Source organism: Fictibacillus enclensis, assembly GCF_030123385.1.
Taxonomy (GTDB): Bacteria; Bacillota; Bacilli; order Bacillales; family Fictibacillaceae; genus Fictibacillus_C; species Fictibacillus_C enclensis.
On record NZ_CP126109.1, the window covers coordinates 4,226,861 to 4,252,657 of the forward strand.

Here is a 25,797-nt window from a genome sequence, read left to right on the forward strand (position 1 = left end):
AATGCCCTTTAAACGTTATTAATTCAATCTGTCACCCGCTTTGGCCTGGCGGATTTCATTATAGAACTCGGCAGAAGAGGCCGTCATGTAAGGTGTCAGCCAGAGGAATCCAAGTCCCAAAGTAAGGGTTGCCAATATGATCCAGCCAATAAAGCTGAGCTGAAGAAGGAAGAACTTCCATTTATAGCCGTCCATCAGCCGGCGGCTTTCCGTAATCGCATGTAAAATTGGCAGATCCGGATTGTCCTTTAGCACATAATACGTCTGTGAATAGGCAAGCCCTTTAATGATGCCAGGCACGATTAGAAGCACGGTCCATAGTGCGGTAAACAGCCAAATAAGAATTGTCGTTCCGATCAGTTTTAAATAGGTTCCGATGACTGCAAAAGGACGGAACATGCTTTTAACGCCTTGCGGTTCTCTCCGGATGAGACTGAGAAACACCCAGTTATAGCCGATCACCGCAGGATAAAGAATGAGTCCCACAATGAGGGAGGTAATATCACCTTCATAGGTATCACCTAAATAATAATTGGACAATCCGCCACTTGCATACGCACTGAACAAGTCTGGAATAACGAATGTGAAAATTCCCAAAAGAATCGTTAGCAGGACCGCAAGCCCCCATTTATTTTTCAGCGCAATCCATGCTTCTTTCTTTATCTCTCTAATTCTCATGCATCATTCACCTTTCTGTTTTTCTATGATTCTTACAAGGAGTGGTTGATTTCCGTTCCAGGATGCTCGCTTTTACCGGCCGAGCGCCTACTTTCGCAGGGCGTTCGGTGCCTACAGGCGCAAGCGCCTACATAGTCTCACCTGCCCGCTACTCCTGCAGGACAAGGAACGCTTCCGCAGCGATACATCGCACGAAGAAAATGTGATATTCATTTTCGAGGAGTCTCGCACCTTGCACTCCAATCAACTGATCAATGAAGCTCCATTTGCTAAACGTAAACGTCCCCGTTTTTGGACTTACTAATCCGCGGCTTCATCTGCCCTGCTTAGCCAGTCATCGACAAGTGTTTTAAACACGGCGGGCTGTTCAATCTGCAGGTTGTGCCCCGTTCTGTCCAATACGGCAAACGAGGCCCTCGGAAATTGGTCGAGAATCTCCCAATGATCTTTATACCCTACAACCGCATCCTGGCGTCCGGTTAAGAATAGTGAAGGCTTTACAAAGGGCTCTGTAAGATCAATGGGAAAAGAAAAAGCATAATTTTGTTGGATTTTTTCCAAAAACGCAGAATCAGCCATCATAATTCCAGGAGTGATCTCCTTTCTCATCCGATCTAACGTATATTGATCCTGCACAACCGCGATAGAAGCAAACTCCATCGCTTCTTCCTGAGTGAGCGATGCAATCAGTTCGTCATCTCTTTTCAAAACCGTATGCTCAGGCAGGATCCGTTTCTCGTGCTCCGCATAAATCGGTGAGCATATAGTCAACAGGCCATCCACCCTCTCACCAATTCTGGCCACTATTCCCCTTGCCAGGTAGCCCCCATACGATTCTCCGGCCAGCAAAAACGATTGTTCAGGAAGAATGGCATCAATAAAGCGCAGCACAGCATCGAGCATATCATCCGTTCCTTTTATCCATTCTTCGCCTTTGGTACGGCCCATTCCCGGCAAATCCAGATAAATTCGCTCATAGCCGTCTCTGCCTGCAAATACCGGTTCCATGCAGCCTTCCATCAAACGATAATCGGGAGTAAACCCGTGAATCATAACGACCGGCTTTCCTTTTCCGTATCTTTCATAATGAATTTGAATATCTCCCAGGTCACAGAACATACAAACTCGCCTTCCTTTTCTAAAATCGTACGTTTTTACACAACACTCTTATATTACCATTAAGCTGGAAGAAAAGGCGTTTATTCTTTCAATCACGAATATCTAAACAATAGCAAAAAAGGTTAAGAATTGTTGATTGGCATCTTTTAAGATAGAGATGAGGGGGCAGTCATGATGGATTATGGCAAAAGCATACAAGACACCATTGATTATATTGAAGAGCATTTGGAGGAACCAATGACCTTGCCAGTCCTGGCAAACATCGCATGCTTTTCGCCTTTTCACTACCATCGGGTTTTTTTGATGCTTGTTGGGCACCCGGTAATGGAATACATCCGGAAAAGAAGACTGGCCCATGGTGCAGTACTGCTTGTTCATTCCCGGCAAAAAATTGTAGACATTGCATTTTCGTGCGGGTTTGCCTCGCATGAATCGTTCAACCGGGCATTTAAAAAGCAGTTCAACGTAACACCGACACAGTTTCGCAGAGCGAGGCCACATACCTTCACACTGCCTCAAAAAGCAGCCCTCACCAACCAACCCATAATAGGAGGACCATTCATGCAGCCGAAAATCATGGTAAAACCAGCGTTCAGCGTACTTGGCTACGAGCTGAAAACAACCAGCGAGGAAGGGAGAAACTTAAAGGAGATCCCTGTATTCTGGCAAGACTATCTTAAGAATCCGCAAATGAGAAAAGCGATTCCCAACAAAAAAGAACCATCCGTAGAGCTTGGCATTTGTACAAATTCCAACCCTGAGAACGGAACCTTCAGTTACTTGATTGGTTCAGAAGTAACGACAGCAGAAAATGCTCCTTCTGATTTGGTTTTAATGCATATTCCTGAAACCAGGTTTGCAGTGTTCACCACCCCGAGTGTTCCGGATGATGAGTTTTCTAACAGCATCCAGGCGACCTGGCAGTTTGTCTTTAAAGAATGGTTTCCCTCTTCAGGCTACGAACATGCCGGAGGCCTGGAAATTGAATGGTATGATGAACGAAGCGCAAACCCGGATTCCATGCAGATGGATATTCTCATTCCCATTAAATAACAGGAAAAGACGGCATGTCCTTTCAAGGACTGCCGTCTTTTCTGTAAAGGTTTTATAAACATTATATAAAGCATTGTTAAGATTGGCAGAATCCGTTGCTCCCTCATCCTCTTCATTGGTATGGTGATGATGACCTGTTTTAGTGAAAAGGGGGAGAAACCCGTGATTAAAGAATGGAACCTTTTACGAACCATCGCCTGCCTGAGCATCGTTTTCCTGCACAGCACCTCCCAAACTGCGGTCTCGGTTGGAGGTTATCCGGCGTCAGAAGCATACAGCGTTCTTCGTGTGGCGTTATGCTATGCCACCCCTACCTTTGTCATCTTATCCGAGATTATTCTGGCGAACCGGTACCCGGATGGGCTTCCAAAAAATTTCTGGAAAAAACGGCTGAAATGGATACTCGCTCCGTTTCTAGCATTTGCAGTGATCGACGCCCTTGTGAGCTATCACCTGAATCCTGCTGTTGATATCGGATTGATGATTCAAAAGAACCTTCTCGGAAATTACGAAGGATATTTTGTCCTTATTATTTTTCAGTTTTACGCCCTGCATTATTTGGTGACGAAGTATAAGATTCCGGTCTCCTGGCTGCTGCCTGTCAGTTTGATTGTGATGAGCCTTCACTTCCAATTCATGGAAGGATCACATCATAGCATCAAAGAAAATCTGTCGTATTTAAAGGTGCCTTTTACCGCCTGGTTTGCTTATTTTGCGGTGGCCTACGCCATTGGCAAGCATTATAAAACAGTGGCAGTAAAGCTCCAACAATACCGGTACCTGACGATTGCCGGTGTAGGGTTAAGCCTGGCTCTTGTTTATATTTTTTTCAAAGCGGGATATACAGGAGTAGGCTCCAAACGCCTTGACTTGTTTCCGTTAACGGTGGCTGTCAGCCTGTTTATTCTCGCCTGGGGACAGCGTTTGCCAGGAAGCCGAATCATTAATCTTATAAGCAACTATTCCTTTGGCATTTACCTGGTTCATTGGCAAGTGCAGCGTTATCTCGCTTCCTATACGGCTCAACTATTCGAACAAACCTATCTTCAGGTATTTTCACTCTTTTTCATTACTCTTATTCTTTCCATGGGCCTTATTAAACTGATTTCATTGTTTCCAGGAGGGGCCTATCTTGTCGGCAATATCCGGCGAAAAAGAAAAGCCGTGTCCGCACCGCTTCCCAAAACCGCATAAAACAAAAAAAGCATTGCCACAAAGGCAATGCTTTTTCCAGTTATTGCTGTTCTTGTTTTTGTTCCGCTGCAGATGTGTCTTCCTGCTTTGGCTGATCTTCTGATTTCGCTTTGCTGCTGTCCTGGTCACGGTTATTGTAGTCATACTTCGAACGATCTACTGGCTTAAAGTCACGCGGTGTGTAGAATCGAAGCAAGTCACCATACACCACTTTGTCAGACAGCGAAAGCGCATTTTCAGTAAATTCCTGTTCTTTTTGAATTTCTTTATCTTTTTTCACGGGTTCTCCCGTTTTACTGTCAAAGTACTTGCCGTTAATGGCCGTAACCTTCGGACTCACAAAGCTTCCGTTACGGAAAGGAACAACCTGCTGATGCTGTTTGGACATTAAGTCGGTACCAAACTGAACATACTCTTTTGTATCGATTCCGAGAAGGTGAAGCAATGTTGGAAGAAGGTCAATTTGTCCGCCATATTGATGCTGCACCCCGCCCTTCATGCCTGGGACATGAATCATTAACGGCACACGCTGCAGCTGGGCATTGTCATATGGCGTAATTTCTTCTTTGTTTAATACTTTCGCCATCGCTTCGTTATGGTTTTCAGAAATACCATAATGGTCACCATACATGACAATCACAGAGTTGTCATAAAGACCGGAAGCTTTTAGCTGGTCAATAAAGCTCTTTACACCCTCATCCAGATAACGCGCGGTCTGGAAGTAGCGGTCAACAGACCCGTCTCCTGTATTATCAGGTCCAATGGATGCTTCTTTTTCATCGATTGGATACGGGAAGTGGTTGGACAATGTAATGAACTTGGTATAAAACGGCTGCTTCAATGTTTTTAGCAATGGAATGGATTCATTAAAGAATGGTTTATCCTTAAGTCCATAGTTGACTACATCTTCATCATTCATATCATAATGGCTGGCATCAAAAAACTTATCATAGCCAAATGATTTATATGTCTCGTCCCGGTTCCAGAATGTTTTGTAATTCCCGTGGAATACCGCAGATGTATATCCTTTTTGTCCTAAAATCGCAGGTGCAGCCTGGAATGTGTTATTTCCATTTGTCGTAAATACAGAGCCTTGCGGAAGTCCATAAATGGAGTTTTCAAGCATAAATTCTGCATCTGATGTTTTACCTTGTCCGGTTTGGTGGAAAAAGTTATCAAAGTACAATGTATTCTTATCTTTTGTAAATGAATTTAGATACGGTGTAACTTCCTGGCCGTTTAATTTATAGTTGATCAGGAAATTCTGGAATGATTCCAGATGGATATAAATCACGTTCATGCCTTTTGCTTTCGCAAAGTATTTCGGATTTGGCTTGGCATAGTTCGCATCTTTATAATTCAGTACGTCTCCCATATCACTGGAATCCGCAGATGCTTTCTGAGCTGAAATACGCATGCTCTGGATTGCATCATAAATGACATAATTGTATGTTCCCAAATATTTAACCAGATAGTTGCGGTCAAACGTTCTTGTCAGCAGCTGAGGACGATCTGTTTCTGCAAGTCCGATATTAATGACTAGCAATGCAATCGCCGATACCAGGACCACTTGAACCTTGCGGCGGGCCATGCGTACAGGTTCCGGTTTGATAAACTTTGCGAACAGCAGTACAGCCAAAATGATCGTGTCAATAAAATAAAGCGGATCATACGGCTTAAGCAGTTCCCAGATGCTGCCGCCAAGGTCCCCAAAGTTTTTCGTTTGGGTAAGCGTGGGCATCGTAATAAAATCATTAAAGAAACGGTAATACACAATATTTGCATATAAAACAAAGGATAGGAAGAAATTAAGTACAATGGTCCATATATACGCTCTCCTGCCCTTTGCAAACAGAGCTAATCCGAAAAAGAAAATGGCTGAACTGATCGGATTGATCAGCAGCAAAAATTTCTGCATTTTATTTTCTATACCAAGATTAAATTCAACTAGATAGCCTGTATACGTTTTTAGCCAAAAAAGAACAACAGCTAAAAGGAAAAAACCAATATGCTTCTGAACAACATTTTGGCCAGCCTTTAAAATACCCTTCAATTCTTTCACCTCTTCTAGTACCTCTATAAACAGTAGGTCTTCTTAGATCGTTTGTTGCAGCTGTGAATAATCGCACCTGTAAATTTTAGTCTATTTTATTATAAATAGCAAAAGTGAAAATATGATGAAAAGCGAAGATTTAATTTTATTTTTGTTTATTTTTTCTTAAAATAGTCTTGTTTACCCGTCCTTTTCGCTTATTATTGCGGAATTTTAATTGTAAAAACGCTTCCTTTGCCTTGCTTGCCCCCAACATGGATCCATCCGCCGTGAGAATCGACAATCCATTTGGCGATTGCAAGCCCCAGCCCGTGTCCCCCGAATTGTTTTGAGCGGGATTTGTCTGTTCTGTAAAACCGTTCGAAAATATGAGCGCGTTCTTCCGGCTGTATCCCTATTCCCTCATCTTCAACCGAAATAACAAGAAATTTTAATTTTTCTTTACGTTCCATTCTCGAATCCAGTTGGACTTCCGCTCCCTCCGGAGAATACTTTATGGCGTTTTCAAGCAGGATATAAAGCAGCTGATCCAGCCGTTCCCGGTTTCCGTACACAAACAGCCGGTTCTGCACATTCATCTTTAATGTTATACGCTTTTCGGCGGCAAGGGTTTCAATGGATTTTATGACCTTTTCCGACAGCTCTTGAAAATCAAATACCTCTTTTACCAATTCGGTATTTTCCGCATCCGAGCGGGCAAGCGTAAGCAAATCCCCGACAAGCTTAATCATGCGCTTTACTTCATATTTCATATTGGAAAGAACAAAATGTGAAAATTCATCTTCGTTTAATTTCTTTTCCATTTCCAATGCATTGATGGAAGAAAGCAACACACTCAAAGGCGTTCTGAGCTCGTGAGAGGCATCTGCGGCAAACTCGCGCTGTTTCGTATAGGAGCGAGAAATGGGAGACATCGCTCTTCGGGACATAAAATAGCTGGTAAAAAAGGCAACAAAAGCAAAAACAACAAGTAGGACCGCAAAAATATTTAAAAGACGGTCAAACAATTCCACCCGGTTGGAAATACTTTTACCTACATATAAAATACCTATGAACTCATTGCCCTTGTAAATTTTTCTTCCAGCCATCATCAAGTCGATGTGCCGGTTGTTCGGGCTTTCTTCCCAAGGCACATAATAAGTGACATTCAATTTCTCGTATTTAATCTCATTCGGATCCGGGTTCCATCCTTCAAGCTTTCGGTAAAGCTTCGGACGGAGCTTGTGATAGAGCTCATCCCCCGTCAAAAGCTTCCCTTTCGCATCGACCACATAATAGAAAAACTGTTCATCCGACAGCATGACAAAATTCTGAATGGAGGGTTTTTTCCCCTTTATCAGTTTTTCCTTGATGACCGTAACTTCCTGATCCACAAGTTTCTTCAACTGGGTCTCCTGGCTGTTGACGATCACACCGTACATCAAAAAATATACAATCACCATAAACAAGATCAAAAACAGCATAAGAATTCCCGTATAAATCATGGTCAGCCGCCATTGTGTCCGGCTGATTAAATTCAAATTTCTTAAGGGGTTCCAGCGGGCGAAGAAATTAATTTTCAAGACGATATCCCACCCCGCGGACACTTTCAATGACTTCCTTTTTCGTCAGCTTTCCCAACTTTTTACGAAGCAATTTTACTGTAGCATCCACCGTTTTAGCAGAAACATCGGCATCAATTCCCCATACCCTGTCCAAAATGGTTTCCCGTGGAAGAACTTGCCCTTTATTGCGGACAAGCAGATCAAACAACTGAAATTCTCTTGGTGTCAGTTGAATTTCCCGCTTGGAGGAGTTCACTTTATAACTGGTCCGATTCAAAACAATATCAAAGATCACAACCTTTTCTTCAACAATGGGAGCAAAGTTTCTTCTGGAAAGTGCACGAAGCCTGGCCAAAAGTTCATCAATTTCGAACGGCTTGACCAAATAATCATCCGCACCTGCATCCAGGCCATTGATCCGATCCTGTACCGCATCTTTTGCGGTAAGCATTAAAATCGCCTGGGAGCAGCCCCCGTTTCTCAATCGCCGGCACACGTCCAGGCCGTTTTGTCCCGGCATCATCCAGTCAAGAATCAGAATATCAAACTCACGGGCAAGAGCTGCCTCATAGGCATCCTCACCATTGGTCACCCACTCCACATGATATTCATTTTTTTTGAGCATATGGACAATTAACTTTCCAAGATGGATGTCGTCTTCAGCAACAAGAATGTTCATGAAAAAGCAGGCTCCTCTTCTTTTATCATTTCAACAATTGATGATAGCATATTTACTGCCCGGAAGAACGAAAATCCTGACGAATTCACATAATTTCCGTGTTTTATCGTTCTTCAATTTTCAACAGTTTAGAAAGAAATGGTAGACAACAACCACGTTACGTGCCATAATCAAATTACAAAACGAACATATGTTCCTGTAAACCCCATCAAAAAAAGCCGGTGATCATCACCGGCATCAATCATCTACGATTTAAACACGTGCTCTACAACCTGTTTGGTTGCATTTCCTTTTTCCCATCCGCAAAATTTTTCATAAAAACGTTCATAGTTGCCTTTATACTGTTCCAGCACTTCATCAATATTTTCAATCGTGCGAATCACATCTTCACTGTCCCTTAACAGCGGACCTGGAACTTCCTCTTCCATATTAATATAAAACCCTCTGAGTCTATCCCGATACTTTTGCAGATCGCAGGTGTAAAAAAACTAACATCTTTGGATTAAAAAGTGATAAAAATCCTTAAGCACTTTTTTCTTTAAAAAGGTTTTAACCTCCTCAAATCCGGTAATATAAACAAGCAACAATGGTAATATAATCACAAAAATTCAAATTTCGTACATATATCAAGTAAGACATATTACCCCTTCTTTCGACAGCAGGCAGGGATTAACTAAAAAAAACAAGAAAAAAACAGTAAAACAAAGAAGAAAGGAGAATGGTGATGAGCAATGAAGTGCTAAAAAAACACATTCACCAGCATTTCAACAGAAAAAAGATAAAGGATGAGCAGCTCGAAACACTGCTGGTACGTTTCATCCTATCCGTTAAAAAGGAAAAATAATGACAAAAAAGGAGCCTTAGGGACTCCTTTTTTATGCCGATGTGCTTTCATTGTTATGATGCTGGGTCTGTCTTCCAAAATGTTTAGACAAAACAAAACCATAGACCGATGCAAGGATCTGCTGAAACAGCATCCCGATCACGACAGGTACGGCTGTCATCGGGGAAAAATAAGTGAGTGCAATTACTGAACCCGCACTGATGTTTCTCATTCCACCGCAGAAAACCATGGAAACCATTGTTTCTTTATTATATTTCAGCAAAATACTGACTAAAAAAGACACTAAATATCCGCTGGCTGCAATGAAAAAGACAATGATTCCAATCCACACCAGCTTTTTATCCACATGCTTCAGATAAGGAGCTGCCACCGATGCATTAATCGCGACTACGACTGCCATACAAATTTTCGATACAGGGGCGATCCGTTTTCCCAACGTCAATTTGATGTTTCCCTTCGTCTTGTGATTTAGGATCATGCCTACAATGGAAGGAATGACAATCATAACCAGCAGGTCCTTGACCATCGGCCATTCCTCGATGGCTACAGACTCTCCGACAAAGAGAGAAAGGCTGTATGGAACCACAAGAGGCGATAACAATGTATCAATTAATATGATGGATAACGCAAGGGTGCTGTTTCCTTTATAAATGGAAACCCACATGCTGCTTGTGATTCCGCACGGAATGACCATAGCAAGCACCAGTCCGGTAATGGTGTAAGGATCGGTGGAAAACGCAATGTGTCCCACTGCCCACGCCCACAAGGGCATAATAACGTGCAGAATGGCCAACCCAATAAAAATGGGGATAGGACGAGACAACGTATTGCGTAAATGGGTAAAGTTTGAGCCAAGGCTGCCCGAAAATGTCATAAACGCAAAAATCCACGGAACGAGAAACAGAAAGTTTTTTAGCTCATGTGTCAAAAGCATGCCCAAGAGTACACTGACCGGGGTAATGAGTGGCATGAATCGCTCTAGCTGATGATTAATCTTTTCTAACACGCTCAACCTTCTTCCTAATCATTCTATTAATCTACTATGTTATTATTTTACAATATAAAAGATTTAATGCCAACATACTTTAATGTACTGCAGAAGAAAAGGAAGGGACAAATGCATTATTTTTGATACCTTTTTTTGAAAAGGTTCATATTCTATAATCAACTTATCTTATACAATTGACAAACTATTAAAAATATCATACATTAAATTAAAATTCTATACTTCTTATCCAGAGAGGCGGAGGGAATTGACCCTGTGAAGCCTCGGCAACAGACTCCCTTAGGAGCACTGTGCCACATTCAACAAGCTGCTGGCTTGAAAGATAAGAAATGTGTTGACGTGATTCGTTCATTCAACCCCTTCTTATGTTTCAGGAAACATAAGAAGGGGTTTTTATTTACTTTAATTCCTACTAAAAAGATAAGATTAGTTAATTATAAAGGATTGAGGAGATGTTCATATGGAAAAGCAAGGTTGTTTTCTATGGAAGGATTGCAAATTAACCGCCACCGTTCACTATCCGCGGCACACCTTAGGGATTCCCCAGGCCAAATTGCCGATTGTCATCATCTGCCACGGTTTTACAAGCAACCGAATCGGTGTGGACCGCCTCTTTGTAAAAACGGCCAAGCAGCTTTCCGCGAGCGAGTTTGTCGTTTTGCGTTTTGACTATGCCGGCTGTGGAGAAAGCGAAGGCAGCTATGGAGAAAATACATTTCAAGATTTAATCAGTCAGACACAGGCTGCTATTAATTATGCCTCAAAGCTGCCCTGCGTCGATTCCAGGGAGATCATTCTCCTTGGCCATAGTTTGGGAGGAGCCGTGGCGGTTCAGACTGCGGCAGTCGATCCGAGGGTAAAAGACCTGATTCTCTGGGCTTCGGTAGGAAATCCCTACCATGATATCGTGAATATTGTTGGAAAGGACGAATGCCAAAGTTTAACGACAAAAGGGTATGTTGATCATCTGGGATATTCATTAAAAGCTGATTTTCTCCAGTCCCTTCAATCCTACCAGCCCATGAAGGAGCTGGCACAGTTTACAGGTGACATTTTACTTCTCCATGGAACAGAGGATAAAGACATTCCAAGCGTATACTGCACCCAGTTCTATGACAGCGGCTCCCATAGAATTCATGGAACTAGTGAATGTAAGCTCATTAAAGGAGCGAATCATACCTTTTCTTCTATCCATCATTTTAATGAACTTCTTACCAATACATTGAACTGGCTTAACCGCCAGTCAGCCACAGACCGCATCACGATCTAATCGATCATGATGCTTTTTTTATTGAAAAACACTCTGTGAGTGAATAACGTAGTATAATAGCTTTTGTGATTTTACAAATTATCGGCAATACATAGATAGAGGAGAGAACGAAGATCGTGGAAAAAAATTCCCCTAAAAAGCTGCTCGGTATAGCAATGGTATGTTTACTAGCTGTGTTCGCTGCCGCATGCTCACCGGTTCAGGAGATCAGCATTCCCGATGGGCAGAGCGCTGCGATTAAAGGAACACCCGCAACTGTCACATATGTAGTAGATGGAGATACACTCGATGTTAAATTCAAGAATGGAAAAACAGAACGTGTCCGTATGCTGCTCGTGGACACTCCCGAAACGAAACACCCAAGGCTTGGTGTTCAGCCATTCGGTCCGGAGAGTTCAAAATTTACAAAAACACAGTTAACCGGTAAAAAAGTAGGCGTTGAGCTGGATATTTCCGAACGTGACAAGTATGGAAGACTGCTTGCTTACATATGGATTGGCAAACAAAACTTTAACCAGCTGCTTTTGGAAAAAGGACTGGCCCGGGTGGCTTATGTGTATCCGCCCAATACAAAATATGTAGACCAGTTCCGCGCCACACAGGAAAAAGCCCAGCAAAAAGGCATTGGCATCTGGTCCATCGAGAACTATGCCCAGAAGGACGGTTTTCATGAAAATTCCAAGAGCCCATCTTCTAATGAAAACAAACAGCCTGCCAATCCCCCTTCAAATGAGAAACCCAAAGGAAAATGCAACATAAAAGGCAATAAGCAGTCGATGATCTACCATGTTCCCGGCGGCCAATCTTATGATGTAACAAAAGCCGAGGTCATGTTTTGCTCAGAGGCAGAAGCCCAAAAAGCCGGTTACCGAAAAGCAAAAAGATAAGACGCCAGACGGGTAAAGCCAGATCAGCTAAAACGCGCTGATCCGGCTTTTTTGCTTTGTGCCAATAACCACTGTTGCTTGGAGCTCTGAGGAACAGACCACTGTTGAACTCAGGCCCTGCTCCTGAAAAATCCGCCATGTTTCTGCTGATTGGCGGGAGCTTGTTTCCATGAGCAGACTTCCTCCAGGTGCGAGCCAGGATCCTGCTTCAATCGCTGCCCTCCGCTGGATATCATGTCCGTCCAAGCCGCCATCCAGCGCTATCCGGTCTTCATGCATACGCGCTTCTGCCGGAAGAGATGACAGTGCATTCGTAGGAACGTAAGGGGCGTTTACCACAAGAACATTGACGCTTCCAAGCAAGACTTTTGGCAGCGGCTCATATAAGTCCCCTTCAAAAACCTTCCCGTCCGCCTTGCTAACATTCCGGCGCGCGCATATTACAGCTGCAGGATCAATGTCAGTTGCATAAAGCCTGATACCAGGCATAAGCTCGGCAAGTACGGCCCCTACCGCTCCAGAGCCGCAGCAAAGATCCACCACAGCATCTCCCGCCCTTATTATCTCCGCAGCCTGATGTACGAGAAACTCGGTACGCCGGCGGGGAACAAATACATGAGAATCTAACTCAATCCGAAATCCGCAAAAATCCGCATGACCCATTACATGTTCAAGAGGCACTCCCTCTGCTCGCTTTTCTGTCATTCTGTCCAGTTCTTCGGGAGACACTGCAGCAGAGAGCAAAAGCCGTGCTTCTTCTTCCGCGTAAACACAGCCGGCAGCCCTCAGCCGAGCTGCAATCCCGTCAAAAGCAGTAACTTCCATCAGTAGTCCCCCTTTGCAAATGACTAAAAGAACGACAAACCTACCGCAAAGATAACACCAGAAACCAGGAGCGTGGTAACACAATAGCCCATAATGTCCCTCGCCCCGAGCCCTGCGATCGCCAGTGCGGGCAGCGCCCAAAACGGCTGAGCCATGTTCATCCAGGCTTCACCGTAGGCAATCGCCATGGCAGCAACACCAGAGTCAACGCCAAGCTCCTTGGCCGCAGGCATGATGAATGGACCTTGTACCACCCAATGTCCGCCGCCTGACGGAACGAAAAAGTTTACAAATCCTGAGCTTAGAAAAGCAAAGAACGGAAAGGTTGAAGGATTGGAAATAGAAATAAACGCATTGGTAATCATGCCGCCCAGTCCAGAAAGCTCCATCATCCCTTGAATACCCGCATAAAACGGAAATTGAATCAAAATGCCTGCGGTACCTTTTGCCGCATTGGAAACAGCATTCATGTAGGAAAGCGGTGTACCATGCAGCAGGAGACCGGTCGTGAAAAATAGTAAATTAACAGTATTTATATCGATTTTAAATCCGTTTTGAACTATGTAATAAATAATATAAGAATATCCGAGTACCGAGATGACCAAGCTCAGCAGCCGGCTGTTTTCCATGGAAACCGCAAATGTTTTTTTCGTATCAACAGGAGCAGTGGCGGTAGCCGCAGAAACCTCATCTTCTGCTAACAACTTCGGATCAATCCCGATCACATCTTTTCCTGTTGGCATCATCATCTTGGCCATAATGGGCAGAACGATAAGCAGCGCAAGAGTAATAAACAAATTATAAGTTGTAAAGATGGTATGAGTGAGCGGAATCAGTCCTGCCGTTTTTTCCATTGGATTTCCCGGCGTTGCAGCCACAAGGGGAACGGATCCCGATAATCCTCCATGCCAGGTAAGAAACCCGATATAGGCACAAGCAATCAGAAACCGGTAGTCGGATCCCGGAATACGCTTGGCCACTTCCTTTGCAAACAACGCCCCTACAATCAATCCGAAACCCCAGTTGATGAAACAGGCGATTCCGGAGCCTACAACAACAAGAATCACACCCTGTACCGGAGTTTTCGCTACTCCAGCAAGTTTAACCATCCACTTTTTAATAAGCGGGGAGCTCGCAAGTGCATGTCCGGTAACAAGGACAAGGCTCATTTGCATGGCAAAGGCAAGGAGGTTCCAGAATCCAGATCCCCAGAACTCCACCATATCAATAGGGCTATGATGGGTGAAAATCACTCCTGAGAGAAAAAGAACGATTGTAAGGATTAACGCAAACACAAAAGGATCTGGTAAGAACCGTTGAACGAGAGCGGTGAAAAAGCTGGAGAGCGCTTTCATTATTTCGCACGTCCTTTCTGCCTGAACAGGCTGTTAAGTCTGTGAATAGATGCACTCGTTAACTATTCAGTTTACAAACCTGAAAATCCTGTCTGTTTAACGTAAACCTTGTAAAAAATTATCGAGTCTCACAAACAAATGGTCTTACAGAACATGTTGATTTACTCATTTACCATTAGCAGAACTTTACCAGTGCTTTTCCTGCTTTCCACCCAGTCATGGGCTGCCGCTGCCTCTTTTAGACGAAATTTCTTTCCGATGTTGATTTTCAGCTGGCCCGCTTCCAGTAATTGAAACACATGAAGAGCCATTTTCTGCAGTACTTCAGGCCGCTCTTTTCTTGTGGTTCCAAGGCTGAAGCCCAAAACCGAACGGCAGCTCGAATGCAGCTTGCCGGCTGGAATGGTGCCGTACTCTCCGCTCGAATTTCCAAATACCACAAGCTTTCCGTACTTGGCCAGGCAGTCAAAGCTCTGATCCGTTAATTTTCCTCCTACTGAATCAAGAACAATATCGGCCCCTTTTCCATTTGTCAGCTCGTTTACAAGCTGAGAGATATCTTCTTTTTCATAATTAACAACATAATGAGCACCGGCGTCCTTAGCAAATTGCATTTTCTGTTCATTTCCTACGGTCCCAATCACCATTCCTGCTCCAAGGGCAAGGGCTGTCTGTATGGCCGTAGTGCCTACACCTCCGGCTGCAGAATGAATGAGAACCGTTTCCCCTTTTATCATTTTTGCAAGATTAGCCAGAAGGTGATACGAAAGAAAGGAAACAATTCCGCAGGAGCCTGCCGTCTCAAATGTCATACTGTCCGGGATGGGAAATGTCAATTGAGCGTCTGCTCTCACATATTCCGCGTATGAACCATCATGAGGAAAAGCAAGCACTCGCTGGCCTTCATGGATGTTCAGCACATCAGGACCAACCTTCTCCACAATCCCTGCTGCCTCCAGTCCCGGAATAAATGGAAGATTCCCCTTCCCTTTTGTCCCTACCCTTGCTTTAATATCGGCATAATTGACAGAAGTAGTTTTTACTTTGATTAATACCTGATCGGAACCAATCTGAGGGACAGCTGTTTCCGACCATGTCATGTTTTCTGAACTTCCAAAGTTTTTTACTATAATCGCCTTCAAATGACTTCCTCCTTTTTTCTTATCGTAACAGAACACTTTAGCCCAAGAGCATGTTTAAACAAAAATTTCTCACCTTCTGGTAAACTGGACAAAAACACACAGACAGGATGGGATAAGATGACAGCACGTAAATTGCTCATTGCTCAAAATATTGACGATTCTTATGTGGAAAAGGTACAGAAAATCATTCCCGATTGGACCATTGTGACAGGAAAGGACAAGGAGATTTGGCAAAAGGAAGCTCCTGATGCAGAGATCATTGCCGGCTGGAAAAAAGGAATGGAAAAATACACGCTAGATCGTGAAAATGCGCCCTTAAAATGGGTACAAACCTGGAGTGCCGGGGTCAACAATCTTCCGCTCGACCGCCTTTCCTCCGAGAATATTCAACTGACCAGCGCCAACGGCGTCCATGCTTTCCCTATTTCCGAAACCATTTTTGCGCTCATGCTCGGCCTCACGAGAAAAATACATACATACGTGCGCAACCAGCAATCCAAAACATGGGACCATTCCAACCTGAAGCTTGAAATCCATGGCAAAACCCTGGGCATTCTTGGAACAGGTGCCATCGGACGTGAAACAGCCAAAATTGCCAAAGCCTTTGGAATGAAGGTACTTGGTATGCGCCATTCAGGAAAACCTGAGCAATATATTGACAGAATGTATACATCTGAAGAGCTGCACGATCTCCTTCCTGAATGTGACTATGTGGTTGTGACCCTCCCATTAACCAAGGAAACGAACCGCATGCTGGGCAAAAAAGAATTCCAGCTCATGAAAAACACCGCTTTCTTCATCAATATCGGACGCGGTGACATTGTAGTGGAAGAGGATTTGATCCAGGCACTGAATACCGGAGAAATCGCCGGAGCGGGTCTTGATGTGTTTGAAAAAGAACCGCTCGACGACAACAGTCCTCTTTGGAATATGGAGAATGTCATTATCACTCCCCACACAGCAGGGTCTACCGAGTATTACGACCAGCGCGTCATCGAGGATATTTTTATTCCCAATCTGAAAGACTATCTCGACAATAAATCCCTTTCCATTAATGCCGTGGATTATAATAAAGGATATTAATAGCCCTTACAAAAAGACTGTTGCTTGGGAACAATTTTCCTGCACCTTCATTGATAAGTTGTTGTAGTGAAAGGTGCGAGATCCTCGAAAATGAAAAAAGCGAGCATCCTGGAAGGGAAAACAACTACTTTTAAGAGCAACAAAAATTACGCAAGAAGCTTTACTTAAAGTCGTTCCATGTATAATCCACCGACAAAATCCCGATCGTTCTGTGTTCAATGGGCTGGCCATCAACTGCCAGTCCCGGGTTTTTGAAGCAGACCAACTCTTTATGGTAGCCAAATTTTTGACAGACCTCCGGCCGGGCTGAATATATTCCGCACCGGTCTTTTTCCATGTCATAAAAGATGCACGTTCCGAAATAGCGCGTCTGTTGCTCAAGTTCATTCCTTAGTTTACGAGGCATGCTTTTTACTTTCTTTCTGATTTTTTTTAGCTCTGTTTCAGTTATCGCTACTGGACCGCAGCATAGTCCCTTGCAGCCTTGGCATGGAAGGACGCTCATCGTTTTATTCCTCCTTCTATATAGAACAGCTGAAACATCGATCAGCCGCCAGCAAAAGAAATTTCTACATAAAGCGCCATAATCCTTCTTCCATCTGCCTCCATCCTTTTGTCCCAGCACTTATCTTCAAAATAATTCAAAAAACTCTACAAACTTCTGGGACTTTCGTGATATATTATTTGAGCAGTGCAAAATAAGGAAAGGCTGTGAATCTATGTCGTTTACTGGAACTTTCAAGAAGTTACTGGCCTCATCTCTCGCCATTGGACTAGTTTCCTCTCAATTGGCTAACCCAACGTTTGCGGCAGCAAAACCTGCCAAGAAATCTGCGCCAAAAGAACCATTTAAAATATCCGCTCCATATGTGGATTTCTCCAAGGGCACAAATGCTTCTGTCACCGTTACTCCTCAAAAAGGGAACCCTGGCAAAGAAGCAGTTGTTTTCCAGCTGATGAAGGGTAAAAAAACCGTATCACAAGCAGCGGTTAAAACCGACATCAAGAAAAGCTCCGAGTTTTCAGCACACTTCAATTCCAAAAATCCATCCTACTGGGTCCAGGTTTCTGTCGTAAAGAATTACAACGGCGATACCAGCAATTTTGGCAAGAACCTCGCAACACCAGTTTCCACATCACCTACCAATCTTCGTATCATGGAAACTACCGATATTCATACAAATCTTGTAGCCTATGATTATTATAAAGCTGCACCTTCCGATGTTCTTGGAATTTCCAAGACAGCCACACTTGTAAAGCAAGCACGCAAAGAAGTAAAAAACAGTGTCCTCGTAGACAATGGGGACTTGATTCAGGGAACACCGCTTGGAACATATAAAGCCAAAATCGATCCTCTTAAAAAAGGCGAGATCCACCCCGTCTATAAAGCGATGAATCAGATGGACTATGACATGGCTACATTCGGAAACCACGAATTCAACTATGGATTGGACTACTTGCAGAATGCGATTAAAGGCGCCAACTTCCCTTATATTAACGCCAACGTCTTTAAACTAGACAAAGATGACAACCCTTACAACAATAAGAACAAATTCACGCCATATAAAATTGTAAAGAAAAAAGTAGTTGACCAGAACGGCAAGAAAAGCACGCTAAAAATCGGTTACCTCGGTCTTGTAACACCGCAAATCATGGATTGGGACAAAAACAATCTTGAAGGAAAAGTAATGACACGGGGAATCATTGAAACTGCAAAACGCTTTGTTCCGCAAATGAAAAGAGAGGGTGCCGATATCATTATCGCCATGACGCACTCAGGGTTCAATGGAGATACCAAGAACCAGGAAGATGTCATCTACTCACTAAGCAAAGTGAAGGAAATTGACGCTATTACCTTCTCACATACACATAAAGTGTTCCCTGCAGCGGACGAAAAGTCGCTCGATCCATTGTTTAAAGACGCACAAGGAAACGTTCTTCCTGGTGTCGACAATGCAAAAGGAACCATCAATGGTGTACCGGCTGTTCAAGCTGGTTACGGCGGAAGCAACCTGGGGATCATTGACCTCAACCTTCAAAAAGTAAAAAACAAGTGGAAGGTTTACAACACGCAATCCTCCACAAAGGCCATCTACGATAAAGCGACCGGCTACAAAGCACCAGAAGATGCTAAAATCGTGAACGCGGTCAAAAAAGACGTTGATGCAACCATTAAGTATGTGAATACACCGATCGGCAAAACAACCGACGATATTTACAGCTACTTTGCGCTGGTGAAAGATGACCCATCCGTTCAAGTCGTCACCAATGCCCAAAAATGGTACGTAGAAAACTATATCAAAACCAGCAAACCGCAATACAAAGATTTACCGGTTCTATCTGTTGGCGCTCCATTCAAAGCAGGACGTAATGGCGTTGACGAATTCACAGAAATCAAAAAAGGCGACCTGACCATCCGCAGTGCAGCTGATTTGTATTTATACGATAACACGCTGAAAGCGATAAAAATCAAAGGATCTGATGTAAAAGAATGGCTTGAGATGTCAGCTGGGAAATTCAATACCATTGATCCGATGAAATCAGGGGAACAAAAGCTGTTAAATGACAACTTCCCTGTATACAACTTTGATGTTATTGATGGTGTAACCTATCAAATCGATGTAACAAAGCCTGCCCGCTATGATGTCAAAGGCGAAAAGGTTTCGGATTCCAACCGTATTAATAACCTTGAATACAACGGACAGCCGATTGATCCGGATCAGGACTTTATCGTTGTCACCAATAATTACCGTGCCTCTGGCGGCGGAAACTTCCCGGGCATCAAAGGTGCCGAATATGTCGTGGATTCCGCAGATGAAAACCGTCAGATCCTGATGGACTATATCACGGAACAGAAAGAAATCACTCCAACAGCCGATAACAACTGGTCCATCGCACCCATCCAGGGAGATGCTGAGGTCACCTTCACTTCTTCACCAAATGGTGCACAATACTTAACACCTGAAAGCAAAATCTCCTACACAGGAAAAACGGATGATAAAGGCTTCGGAATCTACAAGTATGACCTGAAAGGCAGCGCGCCAGAAGACTTTACCTTATCCCTCATGCATACAAACGATACACACGCTCATCTTGATAATGTGGCAAAACGCATCACAGCTATCAAAAATGTGCGTGCCCAAAAGCCAAGCTCTTTGCTGATTGATGCGGGAGACGTGTTTTCCGGGACCCTTTACTTTAACGAATTCAAGGGACTAGCAGACCTTGATTTTATGAATCTCGCAAAATATGATGTGATGACATTCGGCAACCATGAATTTGATCTTGGCGCAAGTCCGGATGGCCACAAAGCATTATCCGACTTTATCCAAAAGGCCAACTTCCCGTTCGTCAGTGCAAATGTGGATTTTTCAAAAGACAGCCTGTTTGACGGACTGCAATCCAATGAGATTTCCTCTTCTCCGAACAACGGAAATATCTACACCGGCATTGTAAAAGAAGTGGATGGAGAAAAAGTGGGGATATTCGGATTAACGACTGAAGAAACAAAGGATATCTCCAGCCCTGAAGCGGTAGTATTCAAAAACTATAAAGATGAAGCAGAAAAAGCGGTAAAATCATTCGAAGACCGCGGCATTAACAAAATCGTTGCTGTAACCCACATCGGGTATGACGATAATCCTGCGTATGATAATGACCTGGAGCTTGCTAAACAGGTCGATGGCATTGATGTTATTGTTGGCGGACACAGCCATACCCAGCTTGATCAGCCTGTAGTGGTATCCGCAGACGAAAATGGAAAAGACAAAGATCCAACCGTTATCGTTCAAGCCTACCAATACAGCGACTTCCTAGGAACACTTGACGTTGATTTCGACGAGAACGGAAAAGTAGTAAAGGAAGATGGCAAACTGATTAAAGTGGCTGACCAGCAGGAAGACCCTGAGGCGGCAGATCTTCTGAAAAAGTATTCTTCAAAAATTGATGATCTAAAGAATACATCAACGGGTGCAACGGCGGTTAAAGCATTGGAAAACCCTCGTTCATCAACTGGCGGTCCAAGCGTCCGCAGCAACGAGACACCGCTTGGCAACCTGATTACAGACGCAATGCTCGATAAAGCCAAGCAATTTAATTCAAAAACCGTCATTGCCTTACAAAACGGGGGCGGAATCCGCTCGGAAATCAATGCAGGTGACATAACACTTGGCGAAGTGTTGACCACTCTACCTTTCGGCAACACACTGGCCACGATGAATCTGACCGGAACAGAAATCCTGCAGGCTCTTGAGCACAGTGTAGACCAAGTACCAAATGAAAGCGGTGCGTTCCTGCACATGTCTGGTATGAAAATTAAGTTTGACAGCTCTAAGCCAGCCGGAGAGCGTATCGTATCTGCCGAAGTAGAAGAAACGCCTGGTCAATTTACTGCTCTTGATCCATCAAAGGACTATGTTGTAGCAACCAATGCTTTTACAGCCAAAGGCGGCGACAACTATCAGGTGTTCAAAAAAGCGTATGAAGATGGCCGTGTAACCGATCTTGGTTTTGCTGACTGGGAAAACCTTCGAGACTATGTCGCAAAACTAAAAACGGTAGATCCAAAAGATGAAGACCGCATTGTTGATGTAGCAAAACCATAAGCAATAAAAGAAAGTCCACAATTCCCGTGGACTTTTTTTAGTGTTTTAAAAAAACTACAGTTCCTTAGTGGCCTGGGGTATGTTTTCAGATGCTTTTTGAATTGAAAAAGACTGCCAAACGGCAGCCTTTTTTTGTTATTTCTTATTGTTTGATCCAGCCTTTCACAGCCTTCTTGTCTTTGTCCTTGCCTTCGACATAGAACCAGTTGTTCCACTTTTTCGTTGCGGTTACGGTCTGAGGTGTAAGGTTCGTATCGGTTTTCTTGGAATCAAGCGGCAACAAATACAGCGGTGTGGCGTCCGGTTTCAGAACAATTTTCTGATTGACCGCTGCCGGATTAAATTCAGTAATTTTGCTGTCCTTTTTAATCCATAAATCATAATTAAATTTCGTCTTTACCGCGTAGTAGCTGCCGTATGACTTGATGGCTTTTACTTCACCCGGATAAAGGTTGCTGGTGGATTTCTTGGTTGATATCGGAGAATAGTAGAGCGGTGTACTCTCCTTTACCAGGAAGTTCTTTGGCTTTGTATGGAAATCGGTCACGGTTCCTGATACATAATTGTCCTTTAGGATCCACTTTTTGCCGTAATCCTTCGTATTGATTCTGAAATAGTTCCCTTTCGTTCCGATGACTGTCAGCTTTTGCGCTTTAAGCTTTGTACTCGTTTTGTAAGCTGAACCCGGGCGATCGTAAAGATTAAACGGCGCAAAAGTTGTTATAACTTTGCTTGTTTTTGTAAACTTCTTTTCCCACAGCTTTTTCCCTTCATTAGCCACAAACAATGCGGCTTTACGGTTGCGCTTCCATTCTTCATTAATGACGGAAACCGGAGGATTGGTTGCGCCGACATGATAGCTCAGCTCAGGGGTAAAGGCCGGTCGTCCATATTGGGTAATGAACCAATCCTTATATCCCCCTCCCTTCTTGCTGTCATTCGGTTTTACCAAAGGATAGCCTGTCATGGACGAAATGGTTTTCGCCATCGCATAATCGCGGTTATAATTTTCCTTTTTATTCAGGTAGTGCCAATACAGAATACGCCCTGATGTATGATAAGAAATGGTGACTTCAGGATCCACATAGGAGGTGAAATTATAGAGCAGCTTCACTTCCGGTGCTTCGAGCGGTTTTGTTCCTTTGTACATTTGATAAGAAGGGCTTGGTGCTTCGCTTCGTGGAATCTCATTCCAGCCTGCTGGATATTGGCGGTTCAGGTCAATGCCTTGCGCATTGGCTTTCCATCTTTTGAAATTGGTGCTTCCCTTGTTCATTTTAATCAACCCGCTGTGGGCCGATTTTGGAAACTCTTTAAGACCTGACTGCTGAAGAGTGACTCCGTCAGGATTCACCATCGGTACGATCCAGATCGACACATCATTTAATAGACTGCGAACATTATAGCCCTGATAGGTGGTGTTTTTCTTATACTCATCCGCGTAGGCATCTACCATTTCCATCGCAATGTTCGTTGTAATCCATTCCCTGGCATGATGAGAAGCATTATAGAAGACGGTGGCATCCCCTTTTCCGAGTTTAATTGCCCAGACCATCCTTCCATATTTGGTTGTGCCAAGCGCACGATACTGGACCAGATCCGGATACGCTTTTGCCAATTGCTTCATATCGGTAGTCATCTCCGAGTATGTATACGTCTGAATAGGGTCAACATAACTGGCTGCCGATGCAGACGGTGTAAAGCTGAATGCAGACAAACTGACAACAGCTGCCAGTACTAAAGACCATATCGTTTTTTTCATGCTTTTCCCCCCTAAGATTCGTCATTTCTCCCTAACTCTCTAATTATACGTGTATAATCTTCTTTCAGAACATAAGAATATTTGCGTATCTTTTTGTTAAATAAAGGTCAAAAGATTGGTTTGATTCGATACAGACGCATACACCCTTTTGCCCTCTACTTTTCCATCTAGTAAAAAATACACATTCTCTGTAAGATTACTAGGTTCTTTTGCTTAAAAACAGAGCACGAGCTTTCCTGATATAGAAGAAATTGTATAATAAAAGAAAAACAGTTTAAGAAAGGAATGAATGATGAAAAAAGTTCTCAGTTTTCTCGTTTTAGGTATCCTCGTGTTTAGTGTGTTTACACCCGCTTATGCCAGTTCCATACCCTCTCACCAAAAGAAACTGCTCAATAAGGTTTATAAAGAAAAGAAAGCCAAACAAATCGTTTTTGTTACAGCAGATAAAGCAGATGAATTTACAGGCAAAATTACAGCGTATGAATATGTGAAGAAAAAATGGGTCAAGAAATATTCCATGCCGGCCGTAATCGGCAAAAATGGAATCAGCCCTGCCAAAAAAGAAGGTGATGGCAAATCTCCTGCCGGTATCTATGATATTGGGCGAAGCTTTGGAACCGTCAAAAAGCCTTCAGGAATCACCCTCAAGTACACGAAAACCGATCAGTACGACTATTGGGTGGACGATGTAACGTCCAAGGATTATAACAAATGGATCGTTTACAAAGGAGACCCTAACAAACGATGGAAGTCATTTGAGAGAATGCAGCTGGAGCCTCTGTACCATTATGGTGCCGTTATTGAATACAATATGGATCCTATCGTCAAAGGTGACGGAAGCGCCATTTTCTTTCATGTATGGAGAGCCTCCGACAAACCAACAGCAGGCTGTACGGCTACTTCCAAAGAAAACGTGCTACAGCTGCTTCGATGGATGGATCCCTCAAAAAAACCGGTATTTATCCAGGGGACTGAAAAGCAGATGAAGGAAATGTACTGATAAACCGTCAGGAAGCTATAAAAATCCTGGTAGACAAAAAGCCTGGGGGCAATTTCTATGATGAAGTGGGTACTTGTGTTTGTCCTGTTAATTGGCGGCATTGGATACTTCGGCTATAAAGCTCTTGTGACCTACGGAGCCAACAAGCTGGTGAATGAAGTTTCAACACAAATCGTGGACAACAAGGATATCGACAAATTGATGGATGATCCCGCCATTGAACAATACGTGGAAGATGGCAAAGATCTTAATTCGCTTGCAGAGGAAAAGGACCTCCCGTTTCACACCAAGGAGAAAGCGATGAAAACGGTGATTAACAAGGTTGGTCTGGATCAGTTAAAAGAGATGAAAAATAAAGCACTGGATGGCGTCTCCCAAGATGAAAGACGTGAAATGGAAGCAACGTTAGAGGAGAAGCTGTCCGCCAAAGAAATGAAAGCCCTGAAATTGGTGGCTCTAAAAGAGATTAAGAAAAGGCAGTCCCAATAGATAATAAAAAGGTGCAGTACACCTTTTTATTTTTCTTCTTTGTTCCTGTGCTGTCTATCGCTCATTTCATCTGAACGTTTGGATACAAACAACAGACTCATGATAAAGACAGTCAGGATGGATCCGACAAAGCATCCAGCGATAAACATGAGCATCATTGACCCTCCAATACCATCTTTTCTAAAGTTTTCGTCCTCAAAAGGAAACTTTAGGGTTGATTGGCCAAGCTATACCCTTTTATCATAGAACGTCTCCCATTAATAAGCTGTCGAAGCCTATGGGACCGCTCACTGAAAATCACGACAAGAAAAAGCAAATCCCGCAAAAAAACTCCCGGCCTTATAGTGAACTGTCAGCAACAGTAAACCGTTCATTCCCGGGAGTTTTTTTACTTTCCTGTAAACAGGTCGGCCAAATCGTCAGCCCACAACTGCTCACCCTTTTTTGTTGGCTGATGATTCTCTGTATTCACATACATCTTCAGCTCTTCTGATTCCTGATCCGGCCAGGCAGACCAGTGATTGATATATGCCATTCCCTTTTCATTTGCATATCGCTTTAGCTGGTTCACCTGATCAAGATAAAAGCGGGGCTTATAAATCGGATTGGGCGGCTGCAGTAAAACAACGGTTTCAGGATTTGCTCTTTTTACATCAGCCAGCAGGATATCCAGACTTGCCAGGGTATCCCTTATGTTAATTTTTCCGTTGTCATTGAGCAAGAAAGGCTCAATCAACAGCACATCCAGACGTTGGTCCAGCAACGGCTGATACTTTTTATCTTTAATGACCGTAATGGACCATTCATTTTTAAACCCTTTTGGTAAAAACTCTATGTGTTCTTTGCCATACGCCGCTTGCAGTTTCTGCTGAAAAAGCGTACCCCAGCTATCTTCCCCCGAGGTGGTTTCTGAGCCGATCGCTCCCACCTTCACGGTTTCTCCAGCCTTCCATCTTTCCGCAATGACCTCTTGAGCATTTTCCGGAAGATTCTTGGTCAGTGCACTGACATCAGGCATTGTGCTACTCTCTTTCCTTTCCTTGCTGCCTGCGCATTGATCCTCCAGATCCTTTTTCGCAGCCTCTGCTTTATCTTCCAGCTTCAGTTTGTATTGGATATTTCCGTACCCGAGACTTCCCAGGCAAATAATAAAAATCAAAACATATAATACTTTTTTCTTTTTCATAACAAGCCACCGCCTTCTTTT

The 25,797-nt window shown here is 43.5% G+C and carries 21 protein-coding genes, 1 pseudogene and 1 riboswitch; of the genes and pseudogenes, 8 read left to right on the forward strand and 14 right to left on the reverse strand.

Annotated elements, in window-relative coordinates; genetic code table 11:
- Positions 1 to 18: 18 nt before the first annotated feature.
- Both QNH15_RS21985 and QNH15_RS21990 read right to left on the reverse strand, forming a co-directional pair.
- Positions 19 to 678: a DUF975 family protein gene (locus QNH15_RS21985; protein ID WP_283890573.1), complete on the reverse strand. Its 660-nt coding sequence runs from the start codon at positions 676 to 678 to the stop codon at positions 19 to 21.
- Positions 679 to 978: 300 nt separating this feature from the next.
- Positions 979 to 1,797 carry an alpha/beta fold hydrolase gene (locus QNH15_RS21990; protein ID WP_283890575.1) on the reverse strand — a complete coding sequence of 273 codons (819 nt, stop codon included), beginning with the start codon at positions 1,795 to 1,797 and terminating at the stop codon, positions 979 to 981.
- A gap of 171 nt (positions 1,798 to 1,968) precedes the next feature.
- Between QNH15_RS21990 and QNH15_RS21995 the strand changes: the two genes are divergently transcribed.
- Positions 1,969 to 2,850, forward strand: a complete 882-nt coding sequence (locus QNH15_RS21995) for a GyrI-like domain-containing protein (protein WP_430667103.1) — start codon at positions 1,969 to 1,971, stop codon at positions 2,848 to 2,850.
- Positions 2,851 to 3,012: 162 nt separating this feature from the next.
- Positions 3,013 to 4,044: an acyltransferase family protein gene (locus tag QNH15_RS22000; RefSeq protein WP_283890577.1), complete on the forward strand. Its 1,032-nt coding sequence runs from the start codon at positions 3,013 to 3,015 to the stop codon at positions 4,042 to 4,044.
- Between the two features lie 40 nt (positions 4,045 to 4,084).
- Here QNH15_RS22000 and ltaS read toward each other — a convergent pair whose 3' ends face one another.
- The 5 genes and pseudogenes from ltaS to QNH15_RS22025 form a co-directional block, all read right to left on the reverse strand.
- Positions 4,085 to 6,097 (reverse strand): lipoteichoic acid synthase, encoded by a 2,013-nt coding sequence (gene ltaS, locus QNH15_RS22005; RefSeq protein WP_283890579.1) that lies wholly within the window; start codon positions 6,095 to 6,097, stop codon positions 4,085 to 4,087.
- 200 nt (positions 6,098 to 6,297) lie between these two features.
- Positions 6,298 to 7,659, reverse strand: coding sequence for a sensor histidine kinase (locus QNH15_RS22010; RefSeq protein ID WP_283890581.1), 1,362 nt, complete (start codon positions 7,657 to 7,659; stop codon positions 6,298 to 6,300).
- Positions 7,649 to 8,320 carry a response regulator transcription factor gene (locus QNH15_RS22015; RefSeq protein WP_283890583.1) on the reverse strand — a complete coding sequence of 224 codons (672 nt, stop codon included), beginning with the start codon at positions 8,318 to 8,320 and terminating at the stop codon, positions 7,649 to 7,651. Before QNH15_RS22015 ends, QNH15_RS22010 begins: the two co-directional genes overlap by 11 nt.
- A gap of 245 nt (positions 8,321 to 8,565) precedes the next feature.
- Positions 8,566 to 8,796 (reverse strand): annotated as a pseudogene (locus QNH15_RS22020) (CDP-glycerol glycerophosphotransferase family protein); the annotation flags it as partial.
- Positions 8,797 to 9,195: 399 nt separating this feature from the next.
- On the reverse strand, positions 9,196 to 10,170 hold the full coding sequence (locus tag QNH15_RS22025) for a bile acid:sodium symporter family protein (RefSeq protein WP_283890584.1): 975 nt from the start codon (positions 10,168 to 10,170) through the stop codon (positions 9,196 to 9,198).
- 222 nt (positions 10,171 to 10,392) lie between these two features.
- Positions 10,393 to 10,499, forward strand: a riboswitch (SAM riboswitch).
- A gap of 131 nt (positions 10,500 to 10,630) precedes the next feature.
- Between QNH15_RS22025 and QNH15_RS22030 the strand changes: the two genes are divergently transcribed.
- Positions 10,631 to 11,440 (forward strand): alpha/beta hydrolase family protein, encoded by an 810-nt coding sequence (locus QNH15_RS22030; protein ID WP_283890585.1) that lies wholly within the window; start codon positions 10,631 to 10,633, stop codon positions 11,438 to 11,440.
- Between the two features lie 116 nt (positions 11,441 to 11,556).
- Complete coding sequence (locus tag QNH15_RS22035) at positions 11,557 to 12,327, forward strand: thermonuclease family protein (protein WP_283890586.1); 771 nt, start codon at positions 11,557 to 11,559, stop codon at positions 12,325 to 12,327.
- 27 nt (positions 12,328 to 12,354) lie between these two features.
- Here QNH15_RS22035 and QNH15_RS22040 read toward each other — a convergent pair whose 3' ends face one another.
- From QNH15_RS22040 to QNH15_RS22050, 3 genes are all read right to left on the reverse strand, one after another.
- Complete coding sequence (locus tag QNH15_RS22040; RefSeq protein ID WP_283890587.1) at positions 12,355 to 13,152, reverse strand: putative protein N(5)-glutamine methyltransferase; 798 nt, start codon at positions 13,150 to 13,152, stop codon at positions 12,355 to 12,357.
- Positions 13,153 to 13,175: 23 nt separating this feature from the next.
- Entirely contained in the window at positions 13,176 to 14,507 is a 1,332-nt protein-coding gene (locus QNH15_RS22045; protein WP_283890588.1) for a TIGR00366 family protein, read from the reverse strand.
- Positions 14,508 to 14,668: 161 nt separating this feature from the next.
- Positions 14,669 to 15,649 (reverse strand): quinone oxidoreductase family protein, encoded by a 981-nt coding sequence (locus tag QNH15_RS22050; protein WP_283890590.1) that lies wholly within the window; start codon positions 15,647 to 15,649, stop codon positions 14,669 to 14,671.
- A gap of 117 nt (positions 15,650 to 15,766) precedes the next feature.
- Between QNH15_RS22050 and QNH15_RS22055 the strand changes: the two genes are divergently transcribed.
- On the forward strand, positions 15,767 to 16,732 hold the full coding sequence (locus QNH15_RS22055) for a D-2-hydroxyacid dehydrogenase (RefSeq protein WP_283890591.1): 966 nt from the start codon (positions 15,767 to 15,769) through the stop codon (positions 16,730 to 16,732).
- 160 nt (positions 16,733 to 16,892) lie between these two features.
- Here the strand turns inward: QNH15_RS22055 and QNH15_RS22060 are convergent, their stop codons facing one another.
- Entirely contained in the window at positions 16,893 to 17,237 is a 345-nt protein-coding gene (locus QNH15_RS22060) for a YkgJ family cysteine cluster protein (protein ID WP_283890592.1), read from the reverse strand.
- A gap of 214 nt (positions 17,238 to 17,451) precedes the next feature.
- Between QNH15_RS22060 and QNH15_RS22065 the strand changes: the two genes are divergently transcribed.
- Entirely contained in the window at positions 17,452 to 21,336 is a 3,885-nt protein-coding gene (locus tag QNH15_RS22065; protein ID WP_283890593.1) for a bifunctional 2',3'-cyclic-nucleotide 2'-phosphodiesterase/3'-nucleotidase, read from the forward strand.
- Between the two features lie 142 nt (positions 21,337 to 21,478).
- On the opposite strand, the gene QNH15_RS22070 is transcribed toward QNH15_RS22065, so the two are convergent.
- A complete protein-coding gene (locus QNH15_RS22070) occupies positions 21,479 to 23,098 on the reverse strand; it encodes a M14 family metallopeptidase (RefSeq protein ID WP_283890595.1) in 1,620 nt (539 codons plus the stop codon).
- Between the two features lie 289 nt (positions 23,099 to 23,387).
- On the opposite strand from QNH15_RS22070, the gene QNH15_RS22075 reads away from it, so the two are divergent.
- Positions 23,388 to 24,101: a L,D-transpeptidase family protein gene (locus QNH15_RS22075; RefSeq protein WP_283890597.1), complete on the forward strand. Its 714-nt coding sequence runs from the start codon at positions 23,388 to 23,390 to the stop codon at positions 24,099 to 24,101.
- Positions 24,102 to 24,158: 57 nt separating this feature from the next.
- On the forward strand, positions 24,159 to 24,590 hold the full coding sequence (locus QNH15_RS22080; RefSeq protein ID WP_283890599.1) for a hypothetical protein: 432 nt from the start codon (positions 24,159 to 24,161) through the stop codon (positions 24,588 to 24,590).
- A 26-nt stretch (positions 24,591 to 24,616) separates the two neighbouring features.
- On the opposite strand, the gene QNH15_RS22085 is transcribed toward QNH15_RS22080, so the two are convergent.
- Positions 24,617 to 24,748 carry a DUF3789 domain-containing protein gene (locus QNH15_RS22085; RefSeq protein WP_240482315.1) on the reverse strand — a complete coding sequence of 44 codons (132 nt, stop codon included), beginning with the start codon at positions 24,746 to 24,748 and terminating at the stop codon, positions 24,617 to 24,619.
- 230 nt (positions 24,749 to 24,978) lie between these two features.
- Positions 24,979 to 25,776: an SGNH/GDSL hydrolase family protein gene (locus QNH15_RS22090; protein WP_283890601.1), complete on the reverse strand. Its 798-nt coding sequence runs from the start codon at positions 25,774 to 25,776 to the stop codon at positions 24,979 to 24,981.
- Positions 25,777 to 25,797: the final 21 nt, after the last annotated feature.

What these genes read in the sequence shown, in the direction of transcription:
- QNH15_RS22070 (WP_283890595.1), bottom strand. Translation starts at nt 23,098, where the DNA reads ATGAAAAAAACGATATGGTCTTTAGTACTGGCAGCTGTTGTCAGTTTG.
- QNH15_RS22055 (WP_283890591.1), top strand. Translation starts at nt 15,767, where the DNA reads ATGACAGCACGTAAATTGCTCATTGCTCAAAATATTGACGATTCTTAT.
- QNH15_RS21990 (WP_283890575.1), bottom strand. Translation starts at nt 1,797, where the DNA reads ATGTTCTGTGACCTGGGAGATATTCAAATTCATTATGAAAGATACGGA.
- QNH15_RS22015 (WP_283890583.1), bottom strand. Translation starts at nt 8,320, where the DNA reads ATGAACATTCTTGTTGCTGAAGACGACATCCATCTTGGAAAGTTAATT.
- QNH15_RS22075 (WP_283890597.1), top strand. Translation starts at nt 23,388, where the DNA reads ATGATGAAAAAAGTTCTCAGTTTTCTCGTTTTAGGTATCCTCGTGTTT.
- QNH15_RS22090 (WP_283890601.1), bottom strand. Translation starts at nt 25,776, where the DNA reads ATGAAAAAGAAAAAAGTATTATATGTTTTGATTTTTATTATTTGCCTG.
- QNH15_RS22045 (WP_283890588.1), bottom strand. Translation starts at nt 14,507, where the DNA reads ATGAAAGCGCTCTCCAGCTTTTTCACCGCTCTCGTTCAACGGTTCTTA.
- QNH15_RS22060 (WP_283890592.1), bottom strand. Translation starts at nt 17,237, where the DNA reads ATGAGCGTCCTTCCATGCCAAGGCTGCAAGGGACTATGCTGCGGTCCA.
- QNH15_RS22030 (WP_283890585.1), top strand. Translation starts at nt 10,631, where the DNA reads ATGGAAAAGCAAGGTTGTTTTCTATGGAAGGATTGCAAATTAACCGCC.
- QNH15_RS22085 (WP_240482315.1), bottom strand. Translation starts at nt 24,748, where the DNA reads ATGATGCTCATGTTTATCGCTGGATGCTTTGTCGGATCCATCCTGACT.
- QNH15_RS22040 (WP_283890587.1), bottom strand. Translation starts at nt 13,152, where the DNA reads ATGGAAGTTACTGCTTTTGACGGGATTGCAGCTCGGCTGAGGGCTGCC.
- QNH15_RS22065 (WP_283890593.1), top strand. Translation starts at nt 17,452, where the DNA reads ATGTCGTTTACTGGAACTTTCAAGAAGTTACTGGCCTCATCTCTCGCC.
- QNH15_RS22080 (WP_283890599.1), top strand. Translation starts at nt 24,159, where the DNA reads ATGATGAAGTGGGTACTTGTGTTTGTCCTGTTAATTGGCGGCATTGGA.
- QNH15_RS21995 (WP_430667103.1), top strand. Translation starts at nt 1,969, where the DNA reads ATGATGGATTATGGCAAAAGCATACAAGACACCATTGATTATATTGAA.
- QNH15_RS21985 (WP_283890573.1), bottom strand. Translation starts at nt 678, where the DNA reads ATGAGAATTAGAGAGATAAAGAAAGAAGCATGGATTGCGCTGAAAAAT.